18 protein-coding genes and 3 pseudogenes are annotated in these 24,490 nt (G+C 65.1%); 14 read left to right on the top strand and 7 right to left on the bottom strand.

Annotated features, from left to right (window positions below):
- Positions 1-94: 94 nt before the first annotated feature.
- The gene (locus E3N85_RS06680) at positions 95-2,668 is read right to left on the bottom strand and encodes an ATP-dependent DNA ligase (RefSeq protein ID WP_134461102.1); all 2,574 of its coding nucleotides are present in this window, start codon (positions 2,666-2,668) and stop codon (positions 95-97) included.
- A 71-nt stretch (positions 2,669-2,739) separates the two neighbouring features.
- Between E3N85_RS06680 and E3N85_RS06685 the strand changes: the two genes are divergently transcribed.
- Entirely contained in the window at positions 2,740-3,579 is an 840-nt protein-coding gene (locus E3N85_RS06685) for a Ku protein (protein WP_134461105.1), read from the top strand.
- Between the two features lie 80 nt (positions 3,580-3,659).
- Positions 3,660-4,199, top strand: a complete 540-nt coding sequence (locus tag E3N85_RS06690) for a VOC family protein (protein WP_370289126.1) — start codon at positions 3,660-3,662, stop codon at positions 4,197-4,199.
- A 70-nt stretch (positions 4,200-4,269) separates the two neighbouring features.
- Here E3N85_RS06690 and E3N85_RS06695 read toward each other — a convergent pair whose 3' ends face one another.
- Positions 4,270-5,838 (bottom strand): phosphotransferase, encoded by a 1,569-nt coding sequence (locus E3N85_RS06695; RefSeq protein WP_134461111.1) that lies wholly within the window; start codon positions 5,836-5,838, stop codon positions 4,270-4,272.
- Positions 5,839-6,024: 186 nt separating this feature from the next.
- Between E3N85_RS06695 and E3N85_RS06700 the strand changes: the two genes are divergently transcribed.
- Both E3N85_RS06700 and E3N85_RS06705 read left to right on the top strand, forming a co-directional pair.
- On the top strand, positions 6,025-6,723 hold the full coding sequence (locus E3N85_RS06700; RefSeq protein ID WP_134461114.1) for a GntR family transcriptional regulator: 699 nt from the start codon (positions 6,025-6,027) through the stop codon (positions 6,721-6,723).
- A 561-nt stretch (positions 6,724-7,284) separates the two neighbouring features.
- On the top strand, positions 7,285-7,797 hold the full coding sequence (locus E3N85_RS06705; RefSeq protein WP_370289119.1) for a DUF1003 domain-containing protein: 513 nt from the start codon (positions 7,285-7,287) through the stop codon (positions 7,795-7,797).
- 41 nt (positions 7,798-7,838) lie between these two features.
- Here the strand turns inward: E3N85_RS06705 and E3N85_RS06710 are convergent, their stop codons facing one another.
- A complete protein-coding gene (locus E3N85_RS06710; protein ID WP_134461117.1) occupies positions 7,839-8,339 on the bottom strand; it encodes a GNAT family N-acetyltransferase in 501 nt (166 codons plus the stop codon).
- Between the two features lie 130 nt (positions 8,340-8,469).
- On the opposite strand from E3N85_RS06710, the gene E3N85_RS06715 reads away from it, so the two are divergent.
- From E3N85_RS06715 to E3N85_RS17130, 6 genes and pseudogenes are all read left to right on the top strand, one after another.
- A complete protein-coding gene (locus tag E3N85_RS06715) occupies positions 8,470-10,188 on the top strand; it encodes an AMP-binding protein (protein ID WP_134461120.1) in 1,719 nt (572 codons plus the stop codon).
- A gap of 68 nt (positions 10,189-10,256) precedes the next feature.
- Positions 10,257-10,514: pseudogene (locus E3N85_RS16940) on the top strand (pyruvate formate lyase family protein); the annotation flags it as partial.
- Position 10,515: 1 nt separating this feature from the next.
- Positions 10,516-10,784 (top strand): annotated as a pseudogene (locus tag E3N85_RS16945) (pyruvate formate lyase family protein); the annotation flags it as partial.
- 72 nt (positions 10,785-10,856) lie between these two features.
- Positions 10,857-12,161: pseudogene (locus E3N85_RS17120) on the top strand (pyruvate formate lyase family protein); the annotation flags it as partial.
- Positions 12,161-12,487 (top strand): 4Fe-4S cluster-binding domain-containing protein, encoded by a 327-nt coding sequence (locus E3N85_RS17125; protein WP_370289120.1) that lies wholly within the window; start codon positions 12,161-12,163, stop codon positions 12,485-12,487. The pseudogene E3N85_RS17120 and the gene E3N85_RS17125, both read left to right, overlap by 1 nt.
- Complete coding sequence (locus E3N85_RS17130) at positions 12,469-12,702, top strand: hypothetical protein (protein WP_370289122.1); 234 nt, start codon at positions 12,469-12,471, stop codon at positions 12,700-12,702. Before E3N85_RS17125 ends, E3N85_RS17130 begins: the two co-directional genes overlap by 19 nt.
- Here the strand turns inward: E3N85_RS17130 and E3N85_RS06730 are convergent.
- Positions 12,699-13,553, bottom strand: coding sequence for a TIGR00645 family protein (locus E3N85_RS06730; RefSeq protein WP_194088182.1), 855 nt, complete (start codon positions 13,551-13,553; stop codon positions 12,699-12,701). The two genes, E3N85_RS17130 and E3N85_RS06730, sit on opposite strands and share 4 nt — an antisense overlap.
- Positions 13,554-13,604: 51 nt before the next feature.
- Positions 13,605-14,354 carry a bacterial transcriptional activator domain-containing protein gene (locus E3N85_RS06735; RefSeq protein WP_134461123.1) on the bottom strand — a complete coding sequence of 250 codons (750 nt, stop codon included), beginning with the start codon at positions 14,352-14,354 and terminating at the stop codon, positions 13,605-13,607.
- Between the two features lie 233 nt (positions 14,355-14,587).
- On the opposite strand from E3N85_RS06735, the gene E3N85_RS06740 reads away from it, so the two are divergent.
- The gene (locus E3N85_RS06740) at positions 14,588-15,445 is read left to right on the top strand and encodes a caspase family protein (protein ID WP_134461126.1); all 858 of its coding nucleotides are present in this window, start codon (positions 14,588-14,590) and stop codon (positions 15,443-15,445) included.
- Between the two features lie 20 nt (positions 15,446-15,465).
- Here E3N85_RS06740 and E3N85_RS06745 read toward each other — a convergent pair whose 3' ends face one another.
- Together E3N85_RS06745 and E3N85_RS16275 are read right to left on the bottom strand one after the other, a co-directional pair.
- Positions 15,466-17,184, bottom strand: a complete 1,719-nt coding sequence (locus E3N85_RS06745) for a hypothetical protein (protein WP_134461129.1) — start codon at positions 17,182-17,184, stop codon at positions 15,466-15,468.
- A 115-nt stretch (positions 17,185-17,299) separates the two neighbouring features.
- Complete coding sequence (locus E3N85_RS16275; RefSeq protein ID WP_166783884.1) at positions 17,300-17,593, bottom strand: hypothetical protein; 294 nt, start codon at positions 17,591-17,593, stop codon at positions 17,300-17,302.
- Between E3N85_RS16275 and E3N85_RS06750 the strand changes: the two genes are divergently transcribed.
- The 3 genes from E3N85_RS06750 to E3N85_RS06760 all read left to right on the top strand — a co-directional run.
- Positions 17,586-19,712 carry a caspase family protein gene (locus E3N85_RS06750; protein ID WP_166783885.1) on the top strand — a complete coding sequence of 709 codons (2,127 nt, stop codon included), beginning with the start codon at positions 17,586-17,588 and terminating at the stop codon, positions 19,710-19,712. The two genes, E3N85_RS16275 and E3N85_RS06750, sit on opposite strands and share 8 nt — an antisense overlap.
- Before the next feature lie 225 nt (positions 19,713-19,937).
- A complete protein-coding gene (locus tag E3N85_RS06755; protein WP_134461134.1) occupies positions 19,938-21,620 on the top strand; it encodes a flotillin family protein in 1,683 nt (560 codons plus the stop codon).
- A gap of 603 nt (positions 21,621-22,223) precedes the next feature.
- A partial coding sequence (locus E3N85_RS06760) for a transglycosylase domain-containing protein (RefSeq protein WP_134461137.1) occupies positions 22,224-24,490 on the top strand: 2,267 nt, incomplete at its 3' end.

The following is a 24,490-nucleotide window of genomic DNA, read 5'->3' on the forward strand; positions in this document are numbered from 1 at the left end:
TCCGCCCGCCGCCTGACGGGTGTCCAGGCGATCACACCGCCGAGTACCACGAGCGAGATCGACAGTGCGGCCAGCAATGCCAGGTCGGCTCGAACTAGTCGATCGTGATGTCGCCGGATATTTTGTCGGGGCGCCACCCCCGCCAGGAAGGCTGGCGAAGCCGACCGGTCGCGGTCCACTCGGCGAACTCCACCTCGGCGACAAGCGTGGGGTGCACCCAGACCGCGCCCTGAGCATCCGGAATCGGAATATCGCTGAACGGGGTGGTCTTCTGCACGAGCCGGGTCAGCCGCGAACGGATGTCGGTCAGGTCGCGTTCCCCGAACCCGGTGCCGACCCGGCCGACATAACGCAGCCCGGTGTCCGTCGGTAGCCCGAGCAGCAGCGACCCGATCGTGTCGGACCGGTTGCCCCGGCCGGGTCGCCAGCCCCCCACGACCACTTCCTGGTGGCGAACATGTTTGATCTTCACCCAATCGTGCGACCGCCGACCGACCGTGTAGCGACCATCGAGCCGTTTGGCCATGACCCCCTCCAGCCCGAGCTGGCGGCTGGCCTGGAATGCTCCAGAGAAGTCGCCATCGAAACGTGGCGGCAGCTGCGTGGACCCGGTCGCGGTCACCGTGGCCTCCAGTCGGTCCCGGCGCGCGCTGTAGATCAATGCGGTGAGCGCGTGGCCGTTCACCTCGAGCAGGTCGAAGAGCATGAATTGCACCGATGCCCGTTTCGACGCTGCTGCGACCTCCCGGGCCTCGGTGAGCTTCATCCGTGTCTGGAGCAGACCGAAGTCGGGGCGCCCGCGTTTGTCGACGGCCACGATCTCGCCGTCGAGCACCGCGGTATCCGTTTTTGACTTTGTGGCGACTGCAGCGAGCAGGTCGGGGACGAGATCTGGATACGATGCGGTCACATCGTGCCCGTTGCGGGTGACCAGGCGAACGCTGTGTTCGGCCAATGACACGTAGGCGAGCGCCCGCATGCCATCCCATTTCATTTCAAATGCCCAGTCATCGTCGCCGAGGTCTGCTTCGGAACCGGTGGCAGCGAGCATGGGGGAGTAGGCGCTTTTCGGGGGCGCTGGGGCGCTGTCCGTCACCGGTCCGATGTGCGGGCGGGCATTCGTACGTGAGCCGCCGGAGGCTCCGGCGCTCGCCTTCATGCGGTGAATCAGCCAGTTGTTCGCTGGCTTAGACCCAGCCCCAGGCCCAGCCTTATGCCCGGCGCTCGTGCGAATCAAAGCAAACCGAGCGGTACCGCCGAGACCAGCACCGGGTTCACCGTGCAGGGTCACGATCACCTCGTCGTCGCGCCACTTTTCGAGCTCGTAGTCGCCGCGGTCCCAGATTGATACGTCGCCGGCACCGTACTGTCCAACGGGAATATTTCCCTCGAAGCTGCCGTACTGGAGCGGATGATCCTCCACGTGGACCGCGAGCCGGTTCTGCGCGGGCGAGACCGGCACTCCGCGGGGCAGCGCCCACGACACGAGTACCCCGTCGTGTTCCAGCCGAAAATCCCAGTGCAGACTGCGGGCATGGTGTTCCTGAATGACGAAACTCTGCCCGGTTGTTTCGCCGGCGAATGCCCCGGCGGGCGCGACCGGAACCGGCTCGGGCGTTTTGCTGGCGTCGCGCTTACCGCGGTACACCGTGAGGCGGTCCGGTGTGACGAGCGCCGCGGCCGCGCGCCCGCTTCCCGCGCGCCCGCTTCCCGCGCGCCCGCTTCCCGCGCGCCCGCTTCCCGCGCGCCCGCTTCCCACACCGGCCGCGTGTTCGAACGACCCGGCCGTGAGCTGGGCAAGCGGATCCTCCCGACGTTTCAGGCGGGCGAGCACCTGCTTGTAGTCGAGCTGCTGCAGGTCGGCCGAGGCCAGCTCCCTCCAGGTGCGCGGGGCTGCGACCATCGGGTGGCTGCGCCCCCGCAGCGAATACGGCGTGATCGTCGTCTTCGCGGCATTGTTCTGGCTCCAGTCCACGAACACCTTGCCTGAACGCACGCTCCTTTTCATCTCGCTCACCACGAGGTCGCGGTGGTCGGCTTCGAGGGCGCGCGCCAGTTCGTGCGCCACGGCCGACACCTGGTCGGAGCTGTAAGACAGGTCGAGGGCCGCATACAGGTGGATGCCCTTGCTCCCACTGGTCAGCGGCATCGGATCCAGCCCCATGTCCTGCAGAATGGTGCGGGCCAGTCGGGCGACCGCGGCGCACTCGATCAATCCCACACCCGGTCCCGGATCGAGGTCGAGCACGAGGCGGTCGGGATTGCGTGGGGTGCCGGTGCGACCGAACTGCCACTGCGGCACGTGAATTTCCAAGGCGCTCATCTGCCCGAGCCAGGTAAGGGTGGCGAGGTCGTTCACCAGCGGGTAGGTGTTGACGTGGTCTTTGTGCTGGATCTCGCGCCGTTTCACCCAACTCGGAGTCGACAGTTCCAGGTTCTTCTGGAAGAACATCGGGCCGGGTTTCTCACTCGTGCCAACGCCATGCACCCAACGTTTGCGGGTGGCTGGCCGGTTCGCCGCATGCCCGATGAGCACTTCGGCGATCGCCGCGTAATACGCCAGCACGTCGGCCTTGGTTGTACCTGTTTCGGGGTACAGCACCTTGTCGAGGTGGGTGAGCGTGATGCGGTGTCCCTCGACGGATACCACCTGGCTGCTGGCGTTCATGCGTCAACTGTGCTCCCAAATCTTCTGGCCGACTAGGCGACGGATGGGCCATTCGGGTGTGTACTGGTCGCATGAGAAGCATCTGGACCGGTGCGATCACCTTCGGGCTCGTCAATGTGCCCGTCAAGGTGTATAGCGCTACCGAAGACCACGACGTCGCATTGCATCAGGTGCACGATGCCGACGGGGGACGCATCCGCTATCAACGTCGCTGCGAGATCTGCGCCAAGGTTGTTCCCTACGACCACATCAGCAAAGCCTTCGACGACGGCGACCAGACAGTACTGCTCACCGCCGACGACTTCGCGTCGCTGCCTTCCGAGCACAGCAAGGAGATCGACGTCGTCGAGTTTGTGCCGAGCGACCAGATCGACCCGATCATGCTTGACAAGAGTTACTTTCTCGAACCCGACGGCAAGTCGTCCAAGGCGTACGTGCTGCTGCGGCGCACCCTCGAGGCCACTGATCGCACGGCCATTGTGCACTTTGCGCTGCGGCAGAAGACACGACTGGGCGCGTTGCGCGTGCACGGCGACGTGCTCATGCTGCAATCCCTGCTCTGGGACGACGAGGTGCGCGAGGGCAAATTTGCGTCCCTCGACGAACGGGTGAAAATCAGCGCCAAGGAACTGGACATGTCGGCGGCGTTGGTCGAGTCGTTTGCGGCGGATTTCGCACCGGATGCCTTCAGCGACGACTATCAGGATGAACTCCGGGCACTCATCGAGGCCAGGCTGAAAAGTGGTGACGCCGTGTCGACCGAGGCGACGTTCGGCGAAGCCCCCGAAGAAGGAGAGGGCGGCGAGGTGCTCGACCTGATGGAGGCCCTGCGGCGCAGCGTCGAGGCCAGCCGTGACCGGGCCAAACCTCAGCCTCAGCCCAAATCGCAACAGTCCCGCTCTGCTTCCTGATTCTGTGGCCGAGCTCCTGCCGCATCGAGAACGGTGCGGGGTCGCCGGCGCCGTTTGCGTTGGCGTGGGTGATGTGTTTGGTGGTGGTGGTGGTGGTGGTGGTGGTGGCTGGCGGCGGTAGTGCGGCTGCCGAACTGTGTGTCGCATGTGGCAGCAACACCGCCTCCTGGTTTGACGGTCAGGCCGAGCAGGCCGCCAATTTCTATATCTCGATCTTTCCCAATTCGCGCATGCTCAACGTGGCGCGCTACCCCGAGGGCGGGCCAGCACCAGCCGGCAGCGCCATGTCGGTGTCGTTCGTGCTCGACGGCCTGGAGATTCAAGGTTTGAACGCGGGACCGCAGTTTTCGTTCACCGAGGCCATCTCCTTCTTCGTGCAGGTCGAAACCCAAGCGGAAATCGACGACTTCTGGAACCAGCTCACCAGCAACGGAGGCGAGCCTGGTAACTGCGGCTGGTTGAAAGACCAATTCGGTTTGTCATGGCAAGTGGTGCCGACGACGCTCGGTCAGCTGCTGGGCGACCCCGACCCGGCGCGGGCCAGTCGGGTGATGGCGACGATGATGAGCCAGACCAAGATTATTATCGCCGACCTGCGGGCCTCGGCCGACTCCGAGTAGCTTCAGCGTTGTTCAGACCAGGCAAGAGCGAACCGGCCAGAGCGAACCGGTCAGAGCGAACCGGCCAGAACTAAGTCCTGACCAGCCGTTCAATCGCAGCGAGGGGGATCGGCAGCCAGGTGGGGCGGTTGCGAATCTCGTAGACCGCTTCGTACAGTGCCTTGTCGAGCTCGAACGCATCCAGCAGCGCGCTCTGATCGGCCAGTTTGATGCCGGAGCGATCGGCGTAGCCCGCCAAGAAGGCACCGCGGCAGGCCGCGGCCCACTCGAAAATACTGGGTGCGGCACCTGTCGCCTTGTCCGCCGTCGTATTGTCCGACATCACCTCACCCGGCGCTGACTTGCCCGGCACCTCCACCGTGGCCGTATCGGGCAACGTCGTTGCCGTCATGGCCCCCGAAACATAGGAGAACGACCTCAGCATGCCGGCGACATCGCGTAACGGAATGTCGGGCCGGGTGCGCTCGCGCAGGGTGCGCAGTGGTTCGCCCTCAAAGTCCAGCAGCATCCAGCCGCGGCCCTGCACGTCGAGAACCTGGCCAAGGTGAAAGTCACCGTGGATACGCTGTAATTTCGGCCACACCGCGGTCTCCGCCCGGGCAAACACAGCCTCGATCGCGTCGCGGTGACCGGCCAAGACCGGCACTTCACGCAGGGCCTGATCGCAGCGCAGCCGCATCTTGGCCATCTCTCCGGCAATCACCGCGGGAGTCGCATCGAGGGTCGGCAGGGTACGGGCGAGATCGTGGTGTACCTCGGCGGTGGCTTGACCCAGCCGAAAGGCGGGGCCCGTGAAATCGCTGCCGGCGGCCGCTGCGACCAGGGCGGTGCGCCAGGCATCCGGGGCATTGGGCAGAAACTCCTGGGCGAAGGCCAGATGGCCGCTAGCCCGGCTCGCGGGTTCGGCGGGGTCGTCCCACTCGCCGAGAATTGCGCCGAATGGCAGCGGGATCCGCTGTGACGCGGCGCTGGCCAGCGCGGCCTGCACCGTCACATCCGGGTTCTCTCCGGCATGAATGATGCGAAAAACCTTGCAGATGATCGGCGTCGCCGGCGCCCCGGTCGGATCAATGCGCTGCACGATGATCGAGGTATTGGATTGCTCACCGCTGAGCACGCGACTCGATGTGACGCGAGCCATCGATGAGGCGGGGGAGGCCGGTCGCAGGTCGTTCCCGCGCGCACTGGCGGCCGAGCGACCGGTCGCCTTTTCACTGGTCGAGGACGCCTCGCTCTGCCCCTCCATGAAAGCGAGCACTGCGGCAGCGAAAGCTGGATCGTAGGCTGCGTCGTAGATGTACCGTGCGTGTTCGGAGCCGGGTTTGCGCACAGTGATCAGTGCATTATCTAAACCGGCGAGTTCGGCGACCCGTTCCGTGGTTGGCAGCTGGTACAGCGTGAAGCCCAGGCTCGCGGTGTCCAGCACGAGATCGACGCGGATTGCGACTCCGGGCTCGGCGGAGGTGAGAGCGAAATGGCCGATGCTGCGTAAGGCCGGAACATGCCCCTTGTTGCCGAACCAGCGCTGCGTCGACACCCAGGCGTTGACATAGTCGGGCAACGGGGTGCCCCGATGGATGGGGGCGAGGTCGGGATTGGTGGAGCGGGAAGCGTTGTGGTCGCGGTCTCCGTCGATCATGCCGTCAGCGTAGCCTCCTCACCCGCATTGCGCCCACTAGTGCGAGGCATCTTTTTGGTGGGGTGTCGCGCTGGCCGCACCGCGTTCGTCAAATTCCCCCCTGCGCGGTGGCGAGGATCAGGCGACATTTTCGAGCGCCAGAGCTAGAATTGTAGACAATCAACACGAGAAAGAACTGGGAAGGGCATGTCCCCGCGATACTCATTGGAACCCGTCATCCAGGAATCCACCCCGTCGATCATCGCCCGCAAGCTGCGGTACGCGATCGCGCACGGCGCGGTAGCGCCCGGGTCGCAACTCGGCGAGGCCGAACTCGCCCGCGAACTCGGTGTCAGCCGGGGTCCGCTTCGCGAAGCGATGCAGCGGTTGACGCAGGAGGGTCTGTTGATCAGCATTCGCAACCGCGGCTTGTTTGTGATCGAAATGACGGATGCCGAGATTCGCGATATGTACGTGTTGCGCACCGCCGTGGAATCGGCCGCCTGCAAAATGCTCGTGGGCGCTGACCACGTCGCTTCCGGCCAGGACCTGCTCTCCAAAGTCGCGGAGATGGAGAATGCAGCGGTCACCGACGATCACGCCGCCATGAGCGACGCCGATATGGCCTTTCATGAACACCTCGTGGCGCTGAGCGGTAGTCGCAGCCTCGTTCGCATCCACACCACGCTCATGATCGAGACGCGCATGTGCCTGGCCGTCTTGCAGCACTCCCACCGGGTCACCGATGAATGGATCGAAGAACATCGCGGCATCGCCGAGGCCGTGCGGGGCGGCGATGGTCTCTTGACCCAGAGCCGTCTGAACGACCACGAAGACAACGCGTTAGCGCAACTGACGAGCGCACCGGCATCCGCTTCGATCGAGTCTCGCCGAACCCGAAGCTGAATGGGTGCCGGATCTCAGCGAGCAGCCGACGCAGCGTCCCTGGATCGATCGGGGGTTGGCCCCGTCGTGGTCGGCGCGACGGCCGAGCGAGTCACGACCGTGCGAGCGCCGAGAGGGCGACGTGGGGAAGACGCACGGGTTCAACGCGAATGCTGGTGCGTTCGCAACCGGAGCACTTGAGAATGTAGAGAGGAAGCGTGAGCCGCTGGGCTTGTGCGGGGTTCGGCTTCAAGTCGGCCTGTGACTTGCAAAACGGGCAGGTGATTCGCATCGAGGGTTCTCCCTTGGCTTGATTCTGCGCAAGCGATCACTCGCGTCAGGTCGACCATAGGGGGCAACGCGCAAGGACGGCACCCCTTGAAACTTCCCGGCGCTATGTGTATGCAGAGCCGTGCGGCTGTCCCTGTTCCGACGGACGCACCACTACGACATTCGGGTCGGTGCCCGTCAAGGGGAGGAAATGATTTGCCGCTCTGTATACAGAGGGGTATCGCCAGGCCGGGCGATCGGCGTCTAACTCGGCGCGCAAACGCATGGATTCATCAGTCGTACACTGTGCCCATGAATACTGTGCCCATGAATACTGTGCCCGGCACCTCCGACACCTCACCCGGGTCGTCGGGTGTCGCTCACACAGCGAGCGCGCACCGCGGACTCACCATTACCTGGCACCAACAGCACAAGAAATCCCTGACCACGGGGGAGCGGGCCGCCGATACTTTGCGCAATTCCATGGGCAGCTGGCGCTTCGTCGGAGGCTTTGTGCTGTTCATGATCCTGTGGGCCGTGGCGAATTCCTACGCGTCCGGCTGGGATCCGTACCCGTTCATTCTGCTCAACCTGTTCCTGAGCATGCTTGCCGGCCTGCAGGGCGCTATCCTGCTCATCTCGGCCAAACGGCAGGATGCAATCGCCGCAGCCCTGGCCCAGCACGACTGCGACACAAACATCGCCGCGAAGGTCGACATTGAGGCTTTGCTGGAGATCAACAACCGCCAGCTCGCGATGATCAGCGACCTACGGGCGATCCTGGATCGTCTCGACCGGCCCCGGCCGACACCCGCGAACGACTAGCGCCGCTGGCGGGATCACAGCAGATCCCGGGCAGTGGCTTGCTAAACGGATGCCGCCAGCAGGCTCACGACGACGGTGTCCCCCTTCGTTGACAGCTGGCCGACCTCGGTGAACCCGAGACGATCGTGAAAGGCGAGCGAACCCGGGTTCGGAGGCTCCAGGTTGACCTCGCACAGCACCTCAGCGAGCAGCTCGCGGCGTGCCGCGCCAAAGATTGCGTCGTAGAGCACCTGGCCGAGGCCCTGCCCGCGAAACCCATCAGCGACAACGATGCGGTCGACATAAAGAAAATCCGTGGACCGGCCGGAAAACCACCGGTAGTTTTCGCTCTCATAGTCTGCCCCGGCGACAAACAGGATGGCAAACCCGAGCGCGACATCGGCTGCGCCGTCGGCAACGACAGCGACCGCGAGGTGGCTGTGTTCTGCAAGAGCGGCCAGCGCCGGGGCATCCAGCTCATTGACCGCGGGAACGGCTGCATTGTTGAGCGCGAGCAAACGCGGCAGGTCGTCGGGTACAAGGGAGCGAATAGAGAAGGTCATCCTTCAACGATAGGCCTCGCAACGAGCCGAGTACACGGCTCGCTGTCGGCCAGACTCTGGCTGACCCGAAGCCCTGTCAGAATAGACTGTCGCCGTTTCCCCGGCGACTCGTTCAAGGAGACAACGGCGCATGAGTCACCAGGTGAGCACGAACAACACGAGCACGAGCAACTACCGTGCCGCACGCGATCAGCTTCTCGCCCTACGCGACGATCACGCACGCGCCGCACAAGAATTTCGCTGGCCCGACGTGGGAGAACACTTCAACTGGGCCACGGACTGGTTCGACGTGTTCGCCCGCGGCAATGATAAAATCGCGCTGTGGATCGTCGAGGAAGACGGCAGCGAGCAAAAGCTCACCTTTGACGAGATGGCCCATCGATCCGACCAGGTTGCCACCTGGCTGACCAGGCAGGGCGTGGGGCGGGGCGACCACGTCATGCTCATGCTTGGCAACCAGCGGGAGATCTGGGAGGCGATGCTCGCCATCATGAAGGTCGGCGCCGTCATCATGCCTACGAGCACCGTTCTCGCCTCGCACGACCTGACCGACCGGGTGCGTCGCGGCGGCGTCGCCCACGTGATCGCTAACTCGGCCGACGCGGCCAAATTCGACGACGTTCCCGGCGACTACACCCGCATCGGTGTCGGCCCGGCCCGGCCCGGGTGGGCCGACTTCGCGGATGCCTACCAAATCGCCCCTGAACCGATCACGACGGTTGTGGAATCCGCTCACCCCTCGCTGATCTACTTCACCTCGGGCACGACGAGCAAACCGAAGATGGTACTGCACTCGCAGACCTCCTACCCGGTCGGCCACCTCTCCACCATGTACTGGCTGGGCCTGCGTCCCGGTGACGTCCACCTCGCCATCAGCTCGCCCGGCTGGGGCAAACACGCCTGGAGCTGCTTCTTCGCCCCGTGGATCGCCGAGGCGACCGTGTTCGTCTATAACTACTCCAAGTTCGACCCGGCCGCCCTGATTGCGCAGCTTCACCGCGCCGAGGTCAACACGTTCTGCGCACCGCCGACAGTTTGGCGCATGCTCATTCAAGCGGATATCGGCGCCCGCCCGGCTAGCCTGCGCGAGTTGCTCTCGGCTGGAGAACCACTCAACCCCGAGGTCATCCGGCAGATCGACAACGGCTGGAAGCTCACCATCCGCGACGGATTCGGCCAGACCGAGACCACCGCAATCGTCGGAAACGGGCCCGGCTCCGCGCTGAAAGCCGGGTCGATGGGCTTGCCCCTGCCCGGTGTCTCGATCAAGCTGCTCGACCCGATCACCGAGCTGCCCGCCGACGAGGGCGAAATCTGTCTCGACCTCTCGCAGAGCCCGGTCAACCTCATGAGCGGCTACCACGGCGAACCCGACCTGACCGCGCATGCCATTCGGGGTGGCTTCTTTCACACCGGCGACGTCGCAACGGTGGATGCCGACGGTTACCTCACCTTCATCGGCCGCACCGACGACGTGTTCAAGTCGAGCGACTACAAGGTGTCGCCGTTCGAGGTGGAGAGCGTGCTGCTCGAACACCCCGCGGTCGCCGAAGCCGCCGTCGTTCCCGCGCCCGACGCGACCAGGCTGAACATTCCCAAGGCCTACATTCATCTCGCTCCGGGTTGGGAACCGACGGCGGAGACCGCCGAAGCCGTGCTGCGGCACGCCCGCACCGGGCTGCCGGCCTACATGCGGGTGCGGCGGGTGGAGTTCTTCGATCTGCCCAAGACCATCTCGGGCAAGATTCGCCGAGTCGAGCTGCGCGAGCGTGAAGACGCTGCGGCCGCTGCGGGTATCCTTCTGCCGGACGAGTGGCGCGACGACCAGTTTCCGGGACTCAAGCGCTAACAGCATCCGCTGCAAAGACGGGACTTACGGCCCGTGACGCGTTCCGGCGGCGTCGATAGCTGTCGGCGATGTTTCCCCGGGAGCGAGAGCTCGGCGTCTACGACGTCGACGCCGCCACGCCGGCGTCGATCACGGCGCACGCACCCGGCTACATCGACCGGCCGAACGAAATTATCGTCGGCCTGCAAACGGATGCCCCGCTCAAGCGCGCCATCATGCCCTTCGGTGGCTGGCGCATGGTCGCGACGAGTCTCGAAACCTACGGGTACCCGGTCTTGCCCGCGCTGGAAACCATCTTCACGAAGTATCGCAAGACACACAACGACGGTGTCTTCGACGTGTATCCCGCCCGCCGTCAAACGGGCCAGGCACAGCCACCTCGTCACGGGGCTGCCAGATGCCTACGGTCGCGGCCGCATCATCGGCGACTACCGCCGCGTCGCGCTCTACGGCGTGACCGCCCTTATCGCGGCGAAGAAACTCGAACGCGCCGCACTCGACGAGCAACCGAGCACCGAAGACGTGATTCGTTCCCGCGAGGAGAACGCCGAGCAGGTACGCGCCCTGAAAGAACTCATTCAAATGGCCGCGTCCTACGGTTACGACATTGCCCGGCCCGCGCAGAGCGCGACCGAAGCGGTGCAGTGGCTCTACTTCGCCTACCTCGGCGCGGTCAATATGACCAGCTGTTCTCCGGCGACCCGACCTGGGTCACCGAATCGCTCGGCGGCATCGGCCTCGACGGGCGCACTCTCGTGGTCAAGACGGCGTTCCGGTTTCTGCAGACCCTGTACAACCTGGGCCCGGCTCCGGAGCCGAACCTCACGGTGCTCTGGAGCGACACCCTGCCGGATGGTTTCAAACGCTTCTGCGCGCAGGTCTCGATCGACACCTCGGCCATTCAGTACGAGTCCGACGACCTCATCCGCGCGGCGTGGGGCGATGACGCTGCGATCGCCTGCTGCGTCTCGCCGATGGGCGTGGGCAAGCAGATGCAGTTCTTTGGCGCCCGGGTCAACGTTGTGAAGGCGCTGCTCTACGCCATCAATGGAGGCCGGGACGAACTGACCGGCGAGCAGATCGCCCCGGTCACGGCGCCGCTGGTCGGCGACGTGCTCGACTACGACACCGTCTGGGCGGCGTACCTCGGGAGCCTCGAATGGCTCGCCGATACCTACGTCGACGCGCTCAACTGCATTCACTACATAAACGACAATTACGCCAACGAGCGCCTCGAGATGGCCCTGCACGACGGCACGATTTTACGCACGATGGCCTGCGGCATCGCGTGCCTCAGCGTCGCCACCGACTCCCTCGCCGCGATCAAGTACGCCGCCGTGCGGCCCGTGCGGGACGACACCGGACTCGTCGTCGATTAAACGATTGACGGCGACTACCCTGCGTTCGGCAACGACGACGACCGGGTCGACGCGATCGCCGTGACCATCGTCGAAACGTTCATGGCCATGATTCGCCGGCATCCCACCTACCGGAATGCCGTGCACACGCAGTCGGTGCTCACCATCACCTCGAACGTGGTCTACGGCAAGAAGACCGGCAACACCCCCGACGGTCGCCGGGCCGGTGTGCCATTCGCCCCCGGAGCCAACCCGATGAACGGCCGCGACACCCACGGCATGCTTGCCCCGGCACTGAGCGTGGCGAAACTGCCCTACTCTGAAGCGCAAGACGGCATCTCCCTGACCAACACGGTCGTACCGACCGGGCTTGGCCACACCCCGGCAGAGCGGATCACCAACCCGGTCGGCCTGATCGACGCACACACGCTCGCGAGCGGCTACCACCTCAATATCAACGTGCTCAACCGAGAAACCCTCGAAGACGCCTTGGCACATCCGGAGAACTATCCGCAGCTGACCATCCGGGTGTCGGGTTACGCCGTGAACTTCGTGCGCCTTACCCGGGAGCAGCAGCTCGACGTCATCAGTCGCACCTTCCATACGGGCGTCTGATGGTCGCGATACAGCTGGGTCGTTCCGAGTTTCACCACGAGCAAGTGGAGGGACATCGCGACGGCACGGTGGCGAGCGTGCATTCCTGGGAACTGGTCACGGCGATCGACGGACCGGGTACCCGGTTGACCTATTTTCTCTCCGGCTGTCTGCTGCGCTGCCAGTACTGCCACAACCCGGATACCTGGAAGATGAGGGACGGCGCGTTGACACCGATCGGCGACGTGCTGGTGCGCATCCGTCGCTACCGGAGTGTATTCGCGGCGACCGGCTGCGCGAACGCGGTACGAACGTGTGGGTGCGGTTCGTGCTCGTTCCCGGGCTGACCGACGCGGTGGACAATGTCGACGCGGTTGCCGAAATCGTTGCCCGCTGGCCCAACGTCTCTCGGGTAGAGGTATTGCCGTTTCATCAGATGGGCGAGGACAAATGGAACCGCCTCGCCATCCCCTACCCGCTGCACGGGGTGCACCCGCCCGATGCCGTACTGCTCGCGCGCGTTCGCGACCAGTTTCGCGCCCGCGGCCTCACGGTGTTCTAATACCGGGCGAGAAGTTCCGTCTTCTTGGCGAGGAATTCATCATCCGTCACCACGCCGGCATCACGCAGCTGACCCAGCTGCGTGATATGCAGGGCGATTCCGGTAGACGTGGCCGGCGCGGCGTGGCCCTCGATCTCGCGGCGCGCGGGTGCGGCAGCCAACGCCGAGACCCGCTCGGGGGCGATGGTGGGCGTCGGCGCAACGGCCGAGGGGATGGCGTGCCCGGACTGCGACATACGGTCGATCCAGGCCAGGGCGATCGCGGAGAGAATGAACACCATGTGGATGATGACCTGCCAGAGCACGCCGTCCCAGGTGTAGACGTTGCCCGTGATGGTCTCGCTCGGGCTGGAGTCGATGGGGGTGCCGCGGGCGGCCAAATCTCCGACTTCGATGAAGGTCTTGAGCAGGTGGATCGATGAGATTCCCACGATGGCCATGGCGAGCTTGACCTTGAGCACGTTCGCGTTGACGTGGGACAGCCACTCCGGCTGGTCGGGGTGACCCTCTAAGCGGATGCGCGAGACGAAGGTCTCGTAGCCACCGATGATGACCATGATCAGCAGGTTCGCAATCATCACGACGTCGATCAGGCCGAGCACGGACAGCATGATCGCGGCTTCTTCAACGTGGATGCCACCGTCGTCGCCGGGCACGGTCAGTGAGGTCCAGACGTCACCGCCGAGGTTGATGAGCTCGACCATGAACACGATCACGTAGATAATCTGCGCGATGATGAGGCCAATATAGAGAGGCGCCTGCAGCCAGCGGCTGAAAAAAATCATCAGGCCGACGCTGCGTACCCAGCTTGATTGGGGACGGAAAGGGCGGGGGAGGGCTGTTTCAGTCACTACCTGAGCATAGGTTGGGTCCGGGTGGGAACCTCCTGTGAGCGGGTGCGCTCAGCTGGTTTTCATCGACCGGACCAGCACGCGTGAATCCACGATCGCGGAATCCAGGCCGAGGAGCTCGGCGAAATGGGCGGACGGCTCGACGCCGAGTTCGCGGCCCAGATGGGCGCGATAACTGCGGTAGACCTGCACCGCCGACGCATAGTTGTCTTCGGCGAGGTGGCAGCGCACGAGCAGGTGCTGGGCGCTTTCGCGGAGGGGATCCACCCGGGCTGCAGCACGCGACGCACCCAGGGCGTGGCGGAAACTGCCCGCCACCAGATGGGAGCGGGCCAGGGCTTCCAGGGCGTCTACCCGTTGATTGACCAGGTGATCCTGTTGGTCGATCACCCATTCCTCGTACCAGCCCGGTAAGAGGTTGGCCTCCTGCAGCAGATCGATCGATTCCGGAGGCACGGGCCGGCCGCCGGTCCGCGTGATCTCGGTGATCAATTTCCGCACCTCGCGCAGATCAACACGCACGGCAGCGTCGATCTGCAGCGGCTCGGTCGCGCGGAGCAAGCGTGGCAGTTCATGAGAGATGCGAAAGACGCCCGCCCGCAGGTTTCCGGCCGATTGGCGCTCGGGGCTGTCCGGCCAGAGCAGAGCGGCGAGCACGTGCCGCGGCTGGGTGTGCAGCACGGCGAGGGCGGCGAGCAAGCGCTGCTGCCGCATGCCGACCTCCACCAACACGCCGTTGCAGCGCAATTGCCAGTAGCCCAGCACGCGAAGATCCCAGCCCGGTGTCACCGAAAATCCCATGAGTGCTCGATCCGCGAAACTTTCAGGGTGCGCAGTCGGCCCGCAACGTGACGGCGAGTGCTGCTACCGCTCAGAATGGCCAGCCCGGCCGCCGTTGTCAATGCCGACACGACCAAAGGGATGCGTCGGTACACGTGAGATCGCCACCCCGGTAACTCGCCGGTAACGCCGGTGCCACTACCCTCAACTCGGTACCAGCAAATACGGCGGGTCGCTCTCGAGATTGGACCACCGTGACTCAATTCGCTCTCTGTGTGGGAATCAACCGGTTCGAGAACTTACCGATGACTAGTTGGTTGAACGGCTGTGTGAACGACGCCGCCGACGTCAGCGCCCTGCTCGGGAGGGCTTTCGGCTTTGCTGACACGAGCATCACGGTGTTGACCGATCGGGCCGCGACGAAAGATGCGGTGTTCGGCACGATGACCGAGGCACTCGATCGGGCGAATACTCCGGGGGAGCACCTCGACCACATCGTGATCACCCTGTCGAGCCACGGCACCCAGCTGCCCGACACGAGCGGCGACGAAGACGACCGGGTTGACGAGGCGTTCGCCACCTACGATCTGCGCCAGAGCGGGGCCGCGTGGAACCCGGGTTCCCTCATCGTCGACGACGAGCTGCACGATCTGTTCGCCCGGCTTCCGAAGGGGGTGCTGCTCGACGTGATTCTCGACACCTGCCACAGCGGCAGCGGGCTGCGCGCCATGGACCTGCTGCCCATTCGAGACGACCGGCGCCCCCGGTTCGTGCCACCGCCGACGCCGCTCGGCCGGGACGGTGCCGAGGCTGGGGGCGCTGACACGCGCACCCTGCGCGACCTGATTCGCTCGTCGAAGGCCGCGGCTAAACCGGTGCTGTTCGCCGCCTGCCGGGCCGACCAGACGGCCGCCGACGCCAACTTCGACGGGCGGTACAACGGCGCGTTCACGCATTTTTTGCTCGACGCGCTGCAGTCAGGCGCTGCTTCGAGCCGCGGGGAGGTCATCAAGCAGGTCAACGCGAAACTGCGTGACCGTAAATTCACCCAGCGGGCGCAACTGGAGGCTTCCGCTCCCGGCAAATCGACGGCCTGGGGCACCGCGTTCTGATGGGCACCGCCGGGCAGCCGTCAGGGGTGAAAGGTTGGTCTGCGATCCGCCGAGACCTCGGGGGGCGGGGCTGCGATCGATCCGGGTTGCCGCCTCGAACCGGGCGGTGTGACCGGCGGGGCTGCGGGCGGGGCGGCATCCGTTGGACGAGTAGCCCGCTCCTGTGCGGCTAGTTTCGCCCGCTGGCGTTCCAGATCGAGAATCGGTTTGAGGGCGGCGAAACTGAGGCGCCCGCCCTCGTCGAAACGCAGTTGTCCGCCGCCGCGAATAAACACCGGCGTTCGGGTGGCGAGCCCGAAGCTGCGCGCCTCAGCGGCGCTCAGGCGAAACTCCTGCGTGAAAGTGGCGCCGATTTCCGACACCACGAATCCGTCGGGACCGACGCGCAGGGTTGGCCGCACCCGTTCGACCGCAATCGGCCGGGTCGGGTCGATCTTCGCCGCCGCGAGTAGTACCGGGTTCTCCCAGAGAAACCGCACGATCTCTTCCGGATCGGAGCCCAGGGCGGCCAGCCGAACCGGATACCGCAGGCCGACGAAGGTCGATATGCCCGAGAGGTCGGTGAGCGTGGGAAGCGCGATGCCGGCCTCGGCGAAGGCCGTCACAACGTGGCCGCGATAATCGAGGTCATCGTCGGGCACGACCGCCGTATCCGCGGCGAGAATGCCGCGCAGCAGGTCCTCCCAGGTCACATCGACCGGCGCCATGTAGCCGAGGCTGCGAATGAGCATGCTCAACACCTGACGGCCAACGGACGCCCCGGCGCGGGCCACCTGATACAGGCTCGAGCGACCGCCGGGCGCGTCAAGCCGTTGCAGCCACAGTCGGGCCACGACGCGCAGCAACACCTGCACCATTGCCCCGCCGCGCAGATGCGGGTCACTCAGGGTGCGCCAGTTCGCCGCCAGATCGTCGGTCAGGGACGGCCGGGCCGTGCCGCGTTTGAACAGTCCATCACCCAGGCGAAACAGGTCGCGGCGCAGCAGATCTTCGTCGAGGTCATCGAGGTTGCGGCTGTCCCCGCCGGTCTGGGTCAGCAATTGCTCGACCAGGGTTTGCGTGGAGAACACCGACAGCAGGGCCACGAGGTCGGCGATGGCTTCGTGCAGGGCGAGTTGGTCGATTTCGGCGTGGGAATCGGCCCATTTCGGTCGGTAACCGTCGACAATAGCGTGAGTGACCTCGTGCGCCACAAGGTCACGAAACAGGGCGAGCGGTACCGCCTTGCTCGTGCGGCCGTCGCGTTTGTGTCCAAACCGGATCAGTCCGTCGTCGCGATAATAGCCAGACTCCCGGTAGGAGACCCGGTCGTAGGCGCTGATGGTCAGTCGACCACCATTGACCCAGCCCATACGTCGGCCCAGAGTGGATTCGAACAGCGCCAGAGTGGATGCCGCCACCGCGTACACCTGCTGTGCCAAAAATCGACTGTCCTGCAGCAGGGCGGTGAGATTGTCGGGGGGCTTCTCGTCGACAACCATCCAGGGCGGCGTCGGGGAGCCGAGCTCGAGGCTGAACGGCTTCTCTCCTGGGCGACGCACGATCACGTCGAACCGGGCGCTACGCGGCCCAGGTCCAATGCGCTCGACCGGCACCCGCAGGGTCGTCGTGAGCAGCGCATCCGGTTCACCTGCTTGCGCGTGAAACGTCGTGAACGGTCCCTCGGCCAGCACGGTCAGGCCGACCTGCAGGCCACTGTGTCCCGGATTGCTCGATCCGGAATCGGTACCAGTCGTCATGGCGACCCCCGCAGCATCCGTTTGTGTCTGCAATATGCAACCGAACGACGGGTCTGTCAAGGTTTCGGTGGCAGTCACCGAGCAGTAACGCTGCAGTAACGCTCGCGCGCCATAATCACAAGGCCGGTCCCTGCGGCGGCGCACCTGTTCCAGCAAAACCTGACCGTGAGAGGAACGGCGCCATGCCCGAATCGACGACTCCCGCGAATTCGATGGCCTCCGCGAATTCGACGACTCCCGCGAATTCGACGACTCCCGCGAATTCGATGGCCCCCGCGAATTCAACGACTACTGCGAATTCGATGGCCCCCGCGAATTCGATGACTCCCGCGAATTCAACGGCCCCCGCGACGAGGCGGCCGCCGTTGCCGCAGAGCGAACTTGACGGACTGCGGCCGCACGTGGTCAATCTTCGCGACGGTAAATTCTCGTCGACCGGGGCGTTCACGACCACCCGAAGAGAGGTCGACGCCATCTTCGCCACGCATTTGCCGGCCTTCGTGGCTGAGCACGGCGGCGTCGTACCGGTGGTGCTCTACGCCCACGGTGGACTCGTCGATGAGCAATCCGGGCTGCGGATCGCCGCGACCCAGGTGGACTGGTGGAAGTCCAACGGCGTGTATCCCATCCACTTCGTCTGGGAGACCAGCCTCGCCGGGGCCATCACGAGCGCCGTCGGTGACTGGGCACAGGGGCGGCGGGGCTGGCTGGACGACGCGAAGGACCGGGTGCTCGAACTGGCCGCCCGATTCGGTCAGGGCCAGGCCATCTGGGGCCAGATGAAGCGCTCGGCCGAGGCCGCATCCGCCGGAGATGGCGGTGCCCGCTATGTCGCGGAGGCGCTCGCCGCATACTGTACGGCGCACGCCGACACGATCAGCGTGCACGCTATCGGGCACAGTGCCGGGTCGATATTTCATTCCTTCTTCATTCCCGCCGCGCTGGAAGCGGGAGTGCCGGCCTTCGAGACGGTCAGCCTGCTCGCGCCGGCTGTGCGCACCGACATCTTCAAGAAGAAGATCGTGCCCCTGGTCGGCGACGGAGTGAAATCGCTCGCCTTGTTCACGATGACCGAAAAGCTTGAACGCGACGATACCTGCCTCGGCGCCTACGGAAAATCCCTGCTCTATCTCGTGCGGGCTGCGTTCGAACCCGAAGAGTTTTCGCCCATTCTCGGCCTGGACGAGTGTCTGCGCGCCGACCCGGTGCTCGCCCGACTCTTTGGCGTCTCCGGCGCGAGCGGGTCGGCCGGTGTCGGCGGGGCTTCCGATATCATCTGGTCTAAAACGACGAGTGGCCCGTTGTCGAGCCGCAGCACCTCGACCAGTCATGGAGGTTTCGACAACGACATCCCCACGATGGACAGTGTCGCCCGCCGGGTCACCGGCAGCTCGCGCATCCAATCGTTCCCAGCCGTCCGCGACCTCGGAGACGACCTCTGGCCGGTGCCCGGCCCGGCTATTCCCCGGCCGGTTGGTACCCACCATGCACTGTGTGTGGGCATCAACGCCTATCCGGGCGGTGACGCACTCTATGGCTGCGTAGCGGATGCCGAGGCCTGGGCAACCCAGTTCATCGCCGCCGGGTTCGCCGTGCGCACCCTGCTCGACGCGGAGGCGACCCGGCAGAACATTCTGCTGGGGCTGCTCGATCTGGTCGCGCGCAGCGTCGCCGGCGATGTGTTGGTCTTTCAGTACGCCGGGCACGGCACCTACGTGGACGACCTCGACGGCGACGAGACCGAGACCGGCAATGAGGAGAAAAAGTACGACGAAGCGCTCTGCCCGATCGACTTTCGTGACGGCAACCTGATCATCGACGACGACCTGGGAGAGATCTTCGACCAGCTGCCCGATGGCGTCAGCCTCACAGCGTTCTTCGACTCCTGCCACTCCGGGGACGGCCAACGCCGGTTGCAGCTGCAGTTGGCCGACGTCGCCGATCTGAGTGCGGCGTCCGCTCCCCACGGGCGTCGGGCGCGGTTCATCGTTCCCGATGAGGCGACGAGCAAGAACTATCGGGCCAAGCGCGGCACGCCCGTCCGCGCCGGCAAACGGGCGTTGGCGCGGGAGGTGCTGTTCAGCGCGTGCAGACCGACCGAGGTCGCCTACGAGACGGGCGGCCACGGCGATTTCACCGTGGCGGCGAGCCTGCTCGTGTTGCCCAGCGCGAATCGGCTGACCCACGCTGAGTTCCTGGCCAAGATTCGCGAGGCATTTTCGAGTCAGCCGCGACAGAATCCCGCCTTCAACGGACCGCGCAGTGCGAAATCGCGCATCTTTCTGGGGCCGCTGGTCGCCAGCCCGGTCGCCAGCACGACCGCCGTTCCGGCCGGCGCCCCGACTGCCGCCCTGGCCGCCGGCCCGGCCGCCGGCCCGGCCGCCGGCACTGCCGCTGGCCGGATCGACGCGTTCGCGGCATCCGCCGGCCCCGCTCTTGCCGAGGGAACCCGTGCAGCGGATGCCGCAGCCCGCGCCCTCGCGGCCGCCGCGTTCCTGCGCGCTGCCGCCGACTTCATCGACGGCTAGGCGACGCAGACTCCCGGTGGGCCAGGCGGCCCGTTCGCGCTGTCACTACTCGCCGATCACTCGAATCCCTGACGAGGCAAAAGATTTGCCGAACCGATCCACCGATTGTCGACATCCTTCGTATCCCGAGCTGTGGCCTGCAACACTGGAAGTACAGCTCCGCGCCGAGGTCAGGCGACCGAATCGCGGAAACGACGTACGCGCCTTGCGCCTTGGAAGGACCCCATGCTCGATTTTCTGTTCAGCCCGATCCCCGGGATCATTTTCACGATCGTCGTGGTTCTGCTCCTCGGCTTGATCTATGCCAAGTCGATCTATAAGAACGCCGGGCCCGATGAGGCCCTCATCATCACCGGCAAGAAGAGTCGCAAAACCATCGTCGACGGTGCCACGCTCGAGGAATCCGGCCAGCGCGTCGTGCACGGGCAGGGCGTGTTCATCACCCCGTTCTTCCAGAAAGCGTTCAAGATCAGCCTACGCAGCCGGGCGATCGAGATCACCGCCGTCGCGCAGGACCGCAACGGCATCACGCTCTCCGTCGATGCCGTCGCCATCGTCAAGGTCGGCGATGATCCCGCCGCGATTCGCGCCGCCGCCCAGCGCTTTCTCGGGCAGGACAAGAACATCGATGGCTTCGCGCAGGAGGTGCTGAGCGGGTCACTGCGTTCCTCGATCGGCGCGACCGACGTCATGACCGTCATCCAGAAGCGTGACGAGCTCGGCAGTTCGGTGCTCGCCACCGCACGGCAGTCGCTCGCCAACCAAGGCCTCGACGTCGACTCCTTCGAGATCAAGGGCATCACCGACGAGAACGACTACATCCGCGACATTGGCCGTGCCGAGCAGGCCAAGGTGCGTCGGCAGGCCGAGGTCGCCGAGCATGTGGCGAACCGCGAGTCGCAGGAAGCTTTGATCACCGCCGAGCAGGCCATCGCCGAAGCGCAGAACACGCTCGCCCTGCGCAGGGCGGCTCTGCAGCTCGACACCGACAAGGCCTCCGCCGAGGCTGCCGCGTCGCGGCCCCTCGCCGAAGCCAAGGCGCAGCAGGCCATCGTGCAGGAGCAGGAGCTCACCGCCCAGCGCCGGGCCAGCCTGCGTAAGGCCGAGCTGGAATCCGAGGTCAATGCGATCGCCGACGCGGATGCGTACCGCATTCGGGTGACCGCGATCGCTGCCGCTGAGGCATCCGTCGCCAAGGCCACCGCCGATCGCGATAGCCGAGTCGCGAACGCCGAAGCCACTCGGGCCGAGGGCCAGGCCGAAGCTGACGCCATTCTCGCTCGCGGGACCGCCGAGGCCACGGCCACCCGGCTCTCCGCCGAGGCCGTCGCCCAACAGTCCGAGGCGCTCATCCAGCTGCGCCTGGTCGAGATGCTGCCACAGATCGCGCACGAACTCGCCGCCCCCATGGGCAACATCGACCAGCTCACCGTCATTTCAACGGATGGTGCCAGCCAACTCTCCAAGAACGTCGCGTCGGGCTTCAGCGAGGTCGACGCCGTGCTCGGATCTACCATGGGCATCGGCATCAAGGATCTTCTCGGCGGGCTGCTCGGCGGCACGGCCGGGGCCGCCCTGCGAAACGCCGCGCCCGTTCAAGCCGGCGCATCCGCTTCGACTGCTGGCGTCGCCTCGACAGGCTATGAAGCGACGCCGACCTCGGTGTCGGTCTCGCCGTCGGTAGCCGCGTCGTCAGTCTCGCCGTCCTCAGTCTCGCCGTCGTCACCGTCGGCGACCTCCGCGGCGGTGGCTGCTACCGCAGCTGCGCGCTCGGCCGCGGCAGCAGCCGTTGGCGATTCGATCGAGGGCGTTGATTTCGACACTGTCGCCAACGAAGCTGCCGCCGCAATCGCTCGTGCTGCGGCTGCCCGGCTCCCCGAGAGGGCGGGGGAACGACTGCTTCCGTAGCACCTTTTGATTTTCGCGGCCGGTCAGCAGCCGGGCCGCGGGGGTTGGCATGGCAGTCTTCGGCAACGAGTCCGGCGGAGTCCTTCGCTGTGACAACGATGAACGGGGCCGATGGCACGGTCACGATTCCTTTGACGGGACGCCAGCCCTGGTCGCCGAAGCTGTCGCCGAAGCTGTCGCCGACGCCGGGCACCAACCCCCGAAACTCGGTCTCTACCGTGTGGTCCCGCTCTACGTCGGTGACCTCCGGCCATCCCTCGGTCTGAAACGGGGCGTCGACCGCTCGATCTGCGGGGCGAGAAGCTCGTGGCTGACAAACCGCGACACCGGTGAGCGGCCGAAGAGCTCGGCGTGCCCCGCGTCACCGACATTCGCAGTAAGATCGCCGGCTTGAGGAAGATGAATTCCTTTTCACTGCCGAACGTTCGCATCAGGATTTCCAGCACGTTTACCGGACAGTACTCAGAATCCGGTACCAAGCCGATACATTCTCATGCTGGCCAGCCGACCACTTGAGCACGGATATGACTAACATGACAATTAATTACGAACCGATGTGCAAGCGCGGGCTCTCGCATTGGATGGACTCAGCTGGGGGTTGACGTGGTGCAGCTAATCGAGGGCCCCTCCGGTGCGGCCCAGACGTGGCGGCGTACGGTTCACGGCGTTCTCGGCGGCCTGCTCGGGTTCGTCGCCATGAGCGCTGTGGCTGGCGTTTTGGTGGCCGTGTCGGTGACCCCGGTCGTGGCGCTCTCGGGCATAGCCGCGACCAACACGATCTCGGTGTTCGAGAATCTGCCGGGCTACGTCAATATCGAGCCCCTGTCGCAGAAGAGTGACATCTTCGCCACCCGCAGTGACGGAACGTTCGAACTGCTCGCCTCGTTTTACGATCAGAACCGCATCGAGGTGGGCTTGGATGCGATCAGCCAGTTCGCGCAGGATGCCGCGGTGTCGGGAGAAGACCCACGGTTCTACGAACATGGTGGGATCGATCTGCAGGGCACCCTGCGGGCCACGGCGACGACGGTAACCGGGGGAGATACCCAGGGCGGGTCATCCATTACCCAGCAATACGTGAAAAATGTGCTCGTGCAGAAGTGCGAGGTCATCTCCGAGTTGCGCGCGCACGACGCCTGTTACACCGCGGCGACCGAGACCACGCCCGACCGCAAACTCAAGGAGATGCGGCTGGCTATCGGAGTCGATAAGAAATACAGCAAGCACGACATTCTGCAGCAGTATTTCAACATCACCGGTTTCGGCGGCACTGTGTACGGCATCGAGGCCGCCGCCAACTATTACTTCAACACCACCGCGGCCAATCTCACCCTGCCGCAGGCGGCGAGCCTCGTCGCTATCGTGAACAACCCGGTTAAGTTTCAGCTCGACAAGCCCGCGAGTGAGACCAACGGGGCCGCCAACGGCTACGCCGCCAACAAACAGCGCCGCGATTACATTCTGCGCGAAATGCTGCGCTACAAAAAGATAACGCAGGTCGACCACGACGCCGCGGTGGCGGCACCGGTCGAACCGTTCATCACTGAACCGAGCACGGGCTGCCAGACAGCAATGGCCAATGCGTTCTTCTGCGACTATGTGACCAAGATTCTGCAGACCGATTCCACCTTTGGTTCTGACGCTGCCACCCGCATGCTCAACTTTCGCCGGGGCGGCTACGACGTGTACACAACCCTTGATCTCGACGTGCAGAACGCGGCCGTCACCACCATGAACCAGCAGGTTCCCAAGGTCTACGCTGGCGGCGACGTCGGCGCGGTCATCACGAGCGTGCAGGTCGGCACTGGTCGAGTACTCGCCATGACCCAGAACAAGGACTACAGCCAGGACCCGACGGTGCAGGCGACGGGAGCGAACTACACGGGCATCAACTACAGCACGGACTTCGCCGAGGGCGGCTCGAGCGGATTCCAACCCGGATCGACCTACAAGGTTTTCACCCTGGCGGATTGGCTCAAGGAAGGTCACTCGCTCAACGAACGGGTCGATTCCCGGCGCAAGGCGAATTGGGGCACCTTTCAAGACAGTTGCCTGGGTCCTCAGAATTACGACAAGGAGAAGCCACCCTTCAACCCGCGCAACGACGCCAACGAATCCGGCGCCAACTACAGTGCACTGGAAGCCACCGTCGGCTCCATCAATACCGGCTTCATCGGCATGGCGAAGCGGCTCGACCTCTGCGGTATCCGCCAGACGGCGGAGGCGTTCGGCGTGCACCGGGCCACCGGCAACCCGCTGTCGCAGTCGGCAGCATCCGTGATCGGAACCAATGAGGTTGCGCCGCTGACCATGGCCGTCGCCTTCGCCGGCATCGCCAACAAGGGCGTCACCTGTTCGCCGATCGCCATCGACCGCATCGTCGACCGCGATGGCGTGGAGGTTTCGGTGCCGCCGTCGGTCTGCACGCAATCGGTGGATTCCACGGTCGCGGCCGGCATGGCCTACGCCATGCACCGGGTGATGACCGGTGGCACCGGACGACAATCCAACTCGAATACGAAACCGAATGTGCCGATGATCGGCAAGACCGGAACGACGGATGGCGCTAAAGATACCTGGATGAGCGGTGCGAGTACCAAGGTGGCCACGGTGGTCGCCGTGGTGAGCCTGACCGGAGCGCTCAGCCAACGGCGGCAATTCTTCGGGAAAGACCAGATTGCGACGGCGCGGCACCGCATGTGGCCGGTCGTGATGTCGGTCGTCAACGCCAAGTATGGTGGTGACGCCTTCGAGGAGCTCGCGCCCAAGTACATTCCGCCGCCCGTGGTCGTGGCTCCGCCGGGCGCGCCCGCCCGCCCCGCCCCGCAGACCCCGCCCGTGGAGCCCGCCCCGCCGGCCCCGCCCGCCCC

Source organism: Cryobacterium sp. Hz9 (assembly GCF_004402825.1).
Classification (GTDB): Bacteria; Actinomycetota; Actinomycetes; order Actinomycetales; family Microbacteriaceae; genus Cryobacterium; species Cryobacterium gelidum.

Excerpts from the sequence above, each read along its gene's own strand:
- E3N85_RS06745 (WP_134461129.1), bottom strand. The coding sequence starts at position 17,184 with ATGACGACTGGTACCGATTCCGGATCGAGCAATCCGGGACACAGTGGC.
- E3N85_RS06680 (WP_134461102.1), bottom strand. The coding sequence starts at position 2,668 with ATGAACGCCAGCAGCCAGGTGGTATCCGTCGAGGGACACCGCATCACG.
- E3N85_RS06735 (WP_134461123.1), bottom strand. The coding sequence starts at position 14,354 with ATGGGATTTTCGGTGACACCGGGCTGGGATCTTCGCGTGCTGGGCTAC.
- E3N85_RS06685 (WP_134461105.1), top strand. The coding sequence starts at position 2,740 with ATGAGAAGCATCTGGACCGGTGCGATCACCTTCGGGCTCGTCAATGTG.
- E3N85_RS06755 (WP_134461134.1), top strand. The coding sequence starts at position 19,938 with ATGCTCGATTTTCTGTTCAGCCCGATCCCCGGGATCATTTTCACGATC.
- E3N85_RS06715 (WP_134461120.1), top strand. The coding sequence starts at position 8,470 with ATGAGTCACCAGGTGAGCACGAACAACACGAGCACGAGCAACTACCGT.
- E3N85_RS06710 (WP_134461117.1), bottom strand. The coding sequence starts at position 8,339 with ATGACCTTCTCTATTCGCTCCCTTGTACCCGACGACCTGCCGCGTTTG.
- E3N85_RS06695 (WP_134461111.1), bottom strand. The coding sequence starts at position 5,838 with ATGATCGACGGAGACCGCGACCACAACGCTTCCCGCTCCACCAATCCC.
- E3N85_RS06700 (WP_134461114.1), top strand. The coding sequence starts at position 6,025 with ATGTCCCCGCGATACTCATTGGAACCCGTCATCCAGGAATCCACCCCG.
- E3N85_RS17125 (WP_370289120.1), top strand. The coding sequence starts at position 12,161 with ATGGTCGCGATACAGCTGGGTCGTTCCGAGTTTCACCACGAGCAAGTG.
- E3N85_RS06705 (WP_370289119.1), top strand. The coding sequence starts at position 7,285 with ATGAATACTGTGCCCATGAATACTGTGCCCGGCACCTCCGACACCTCA.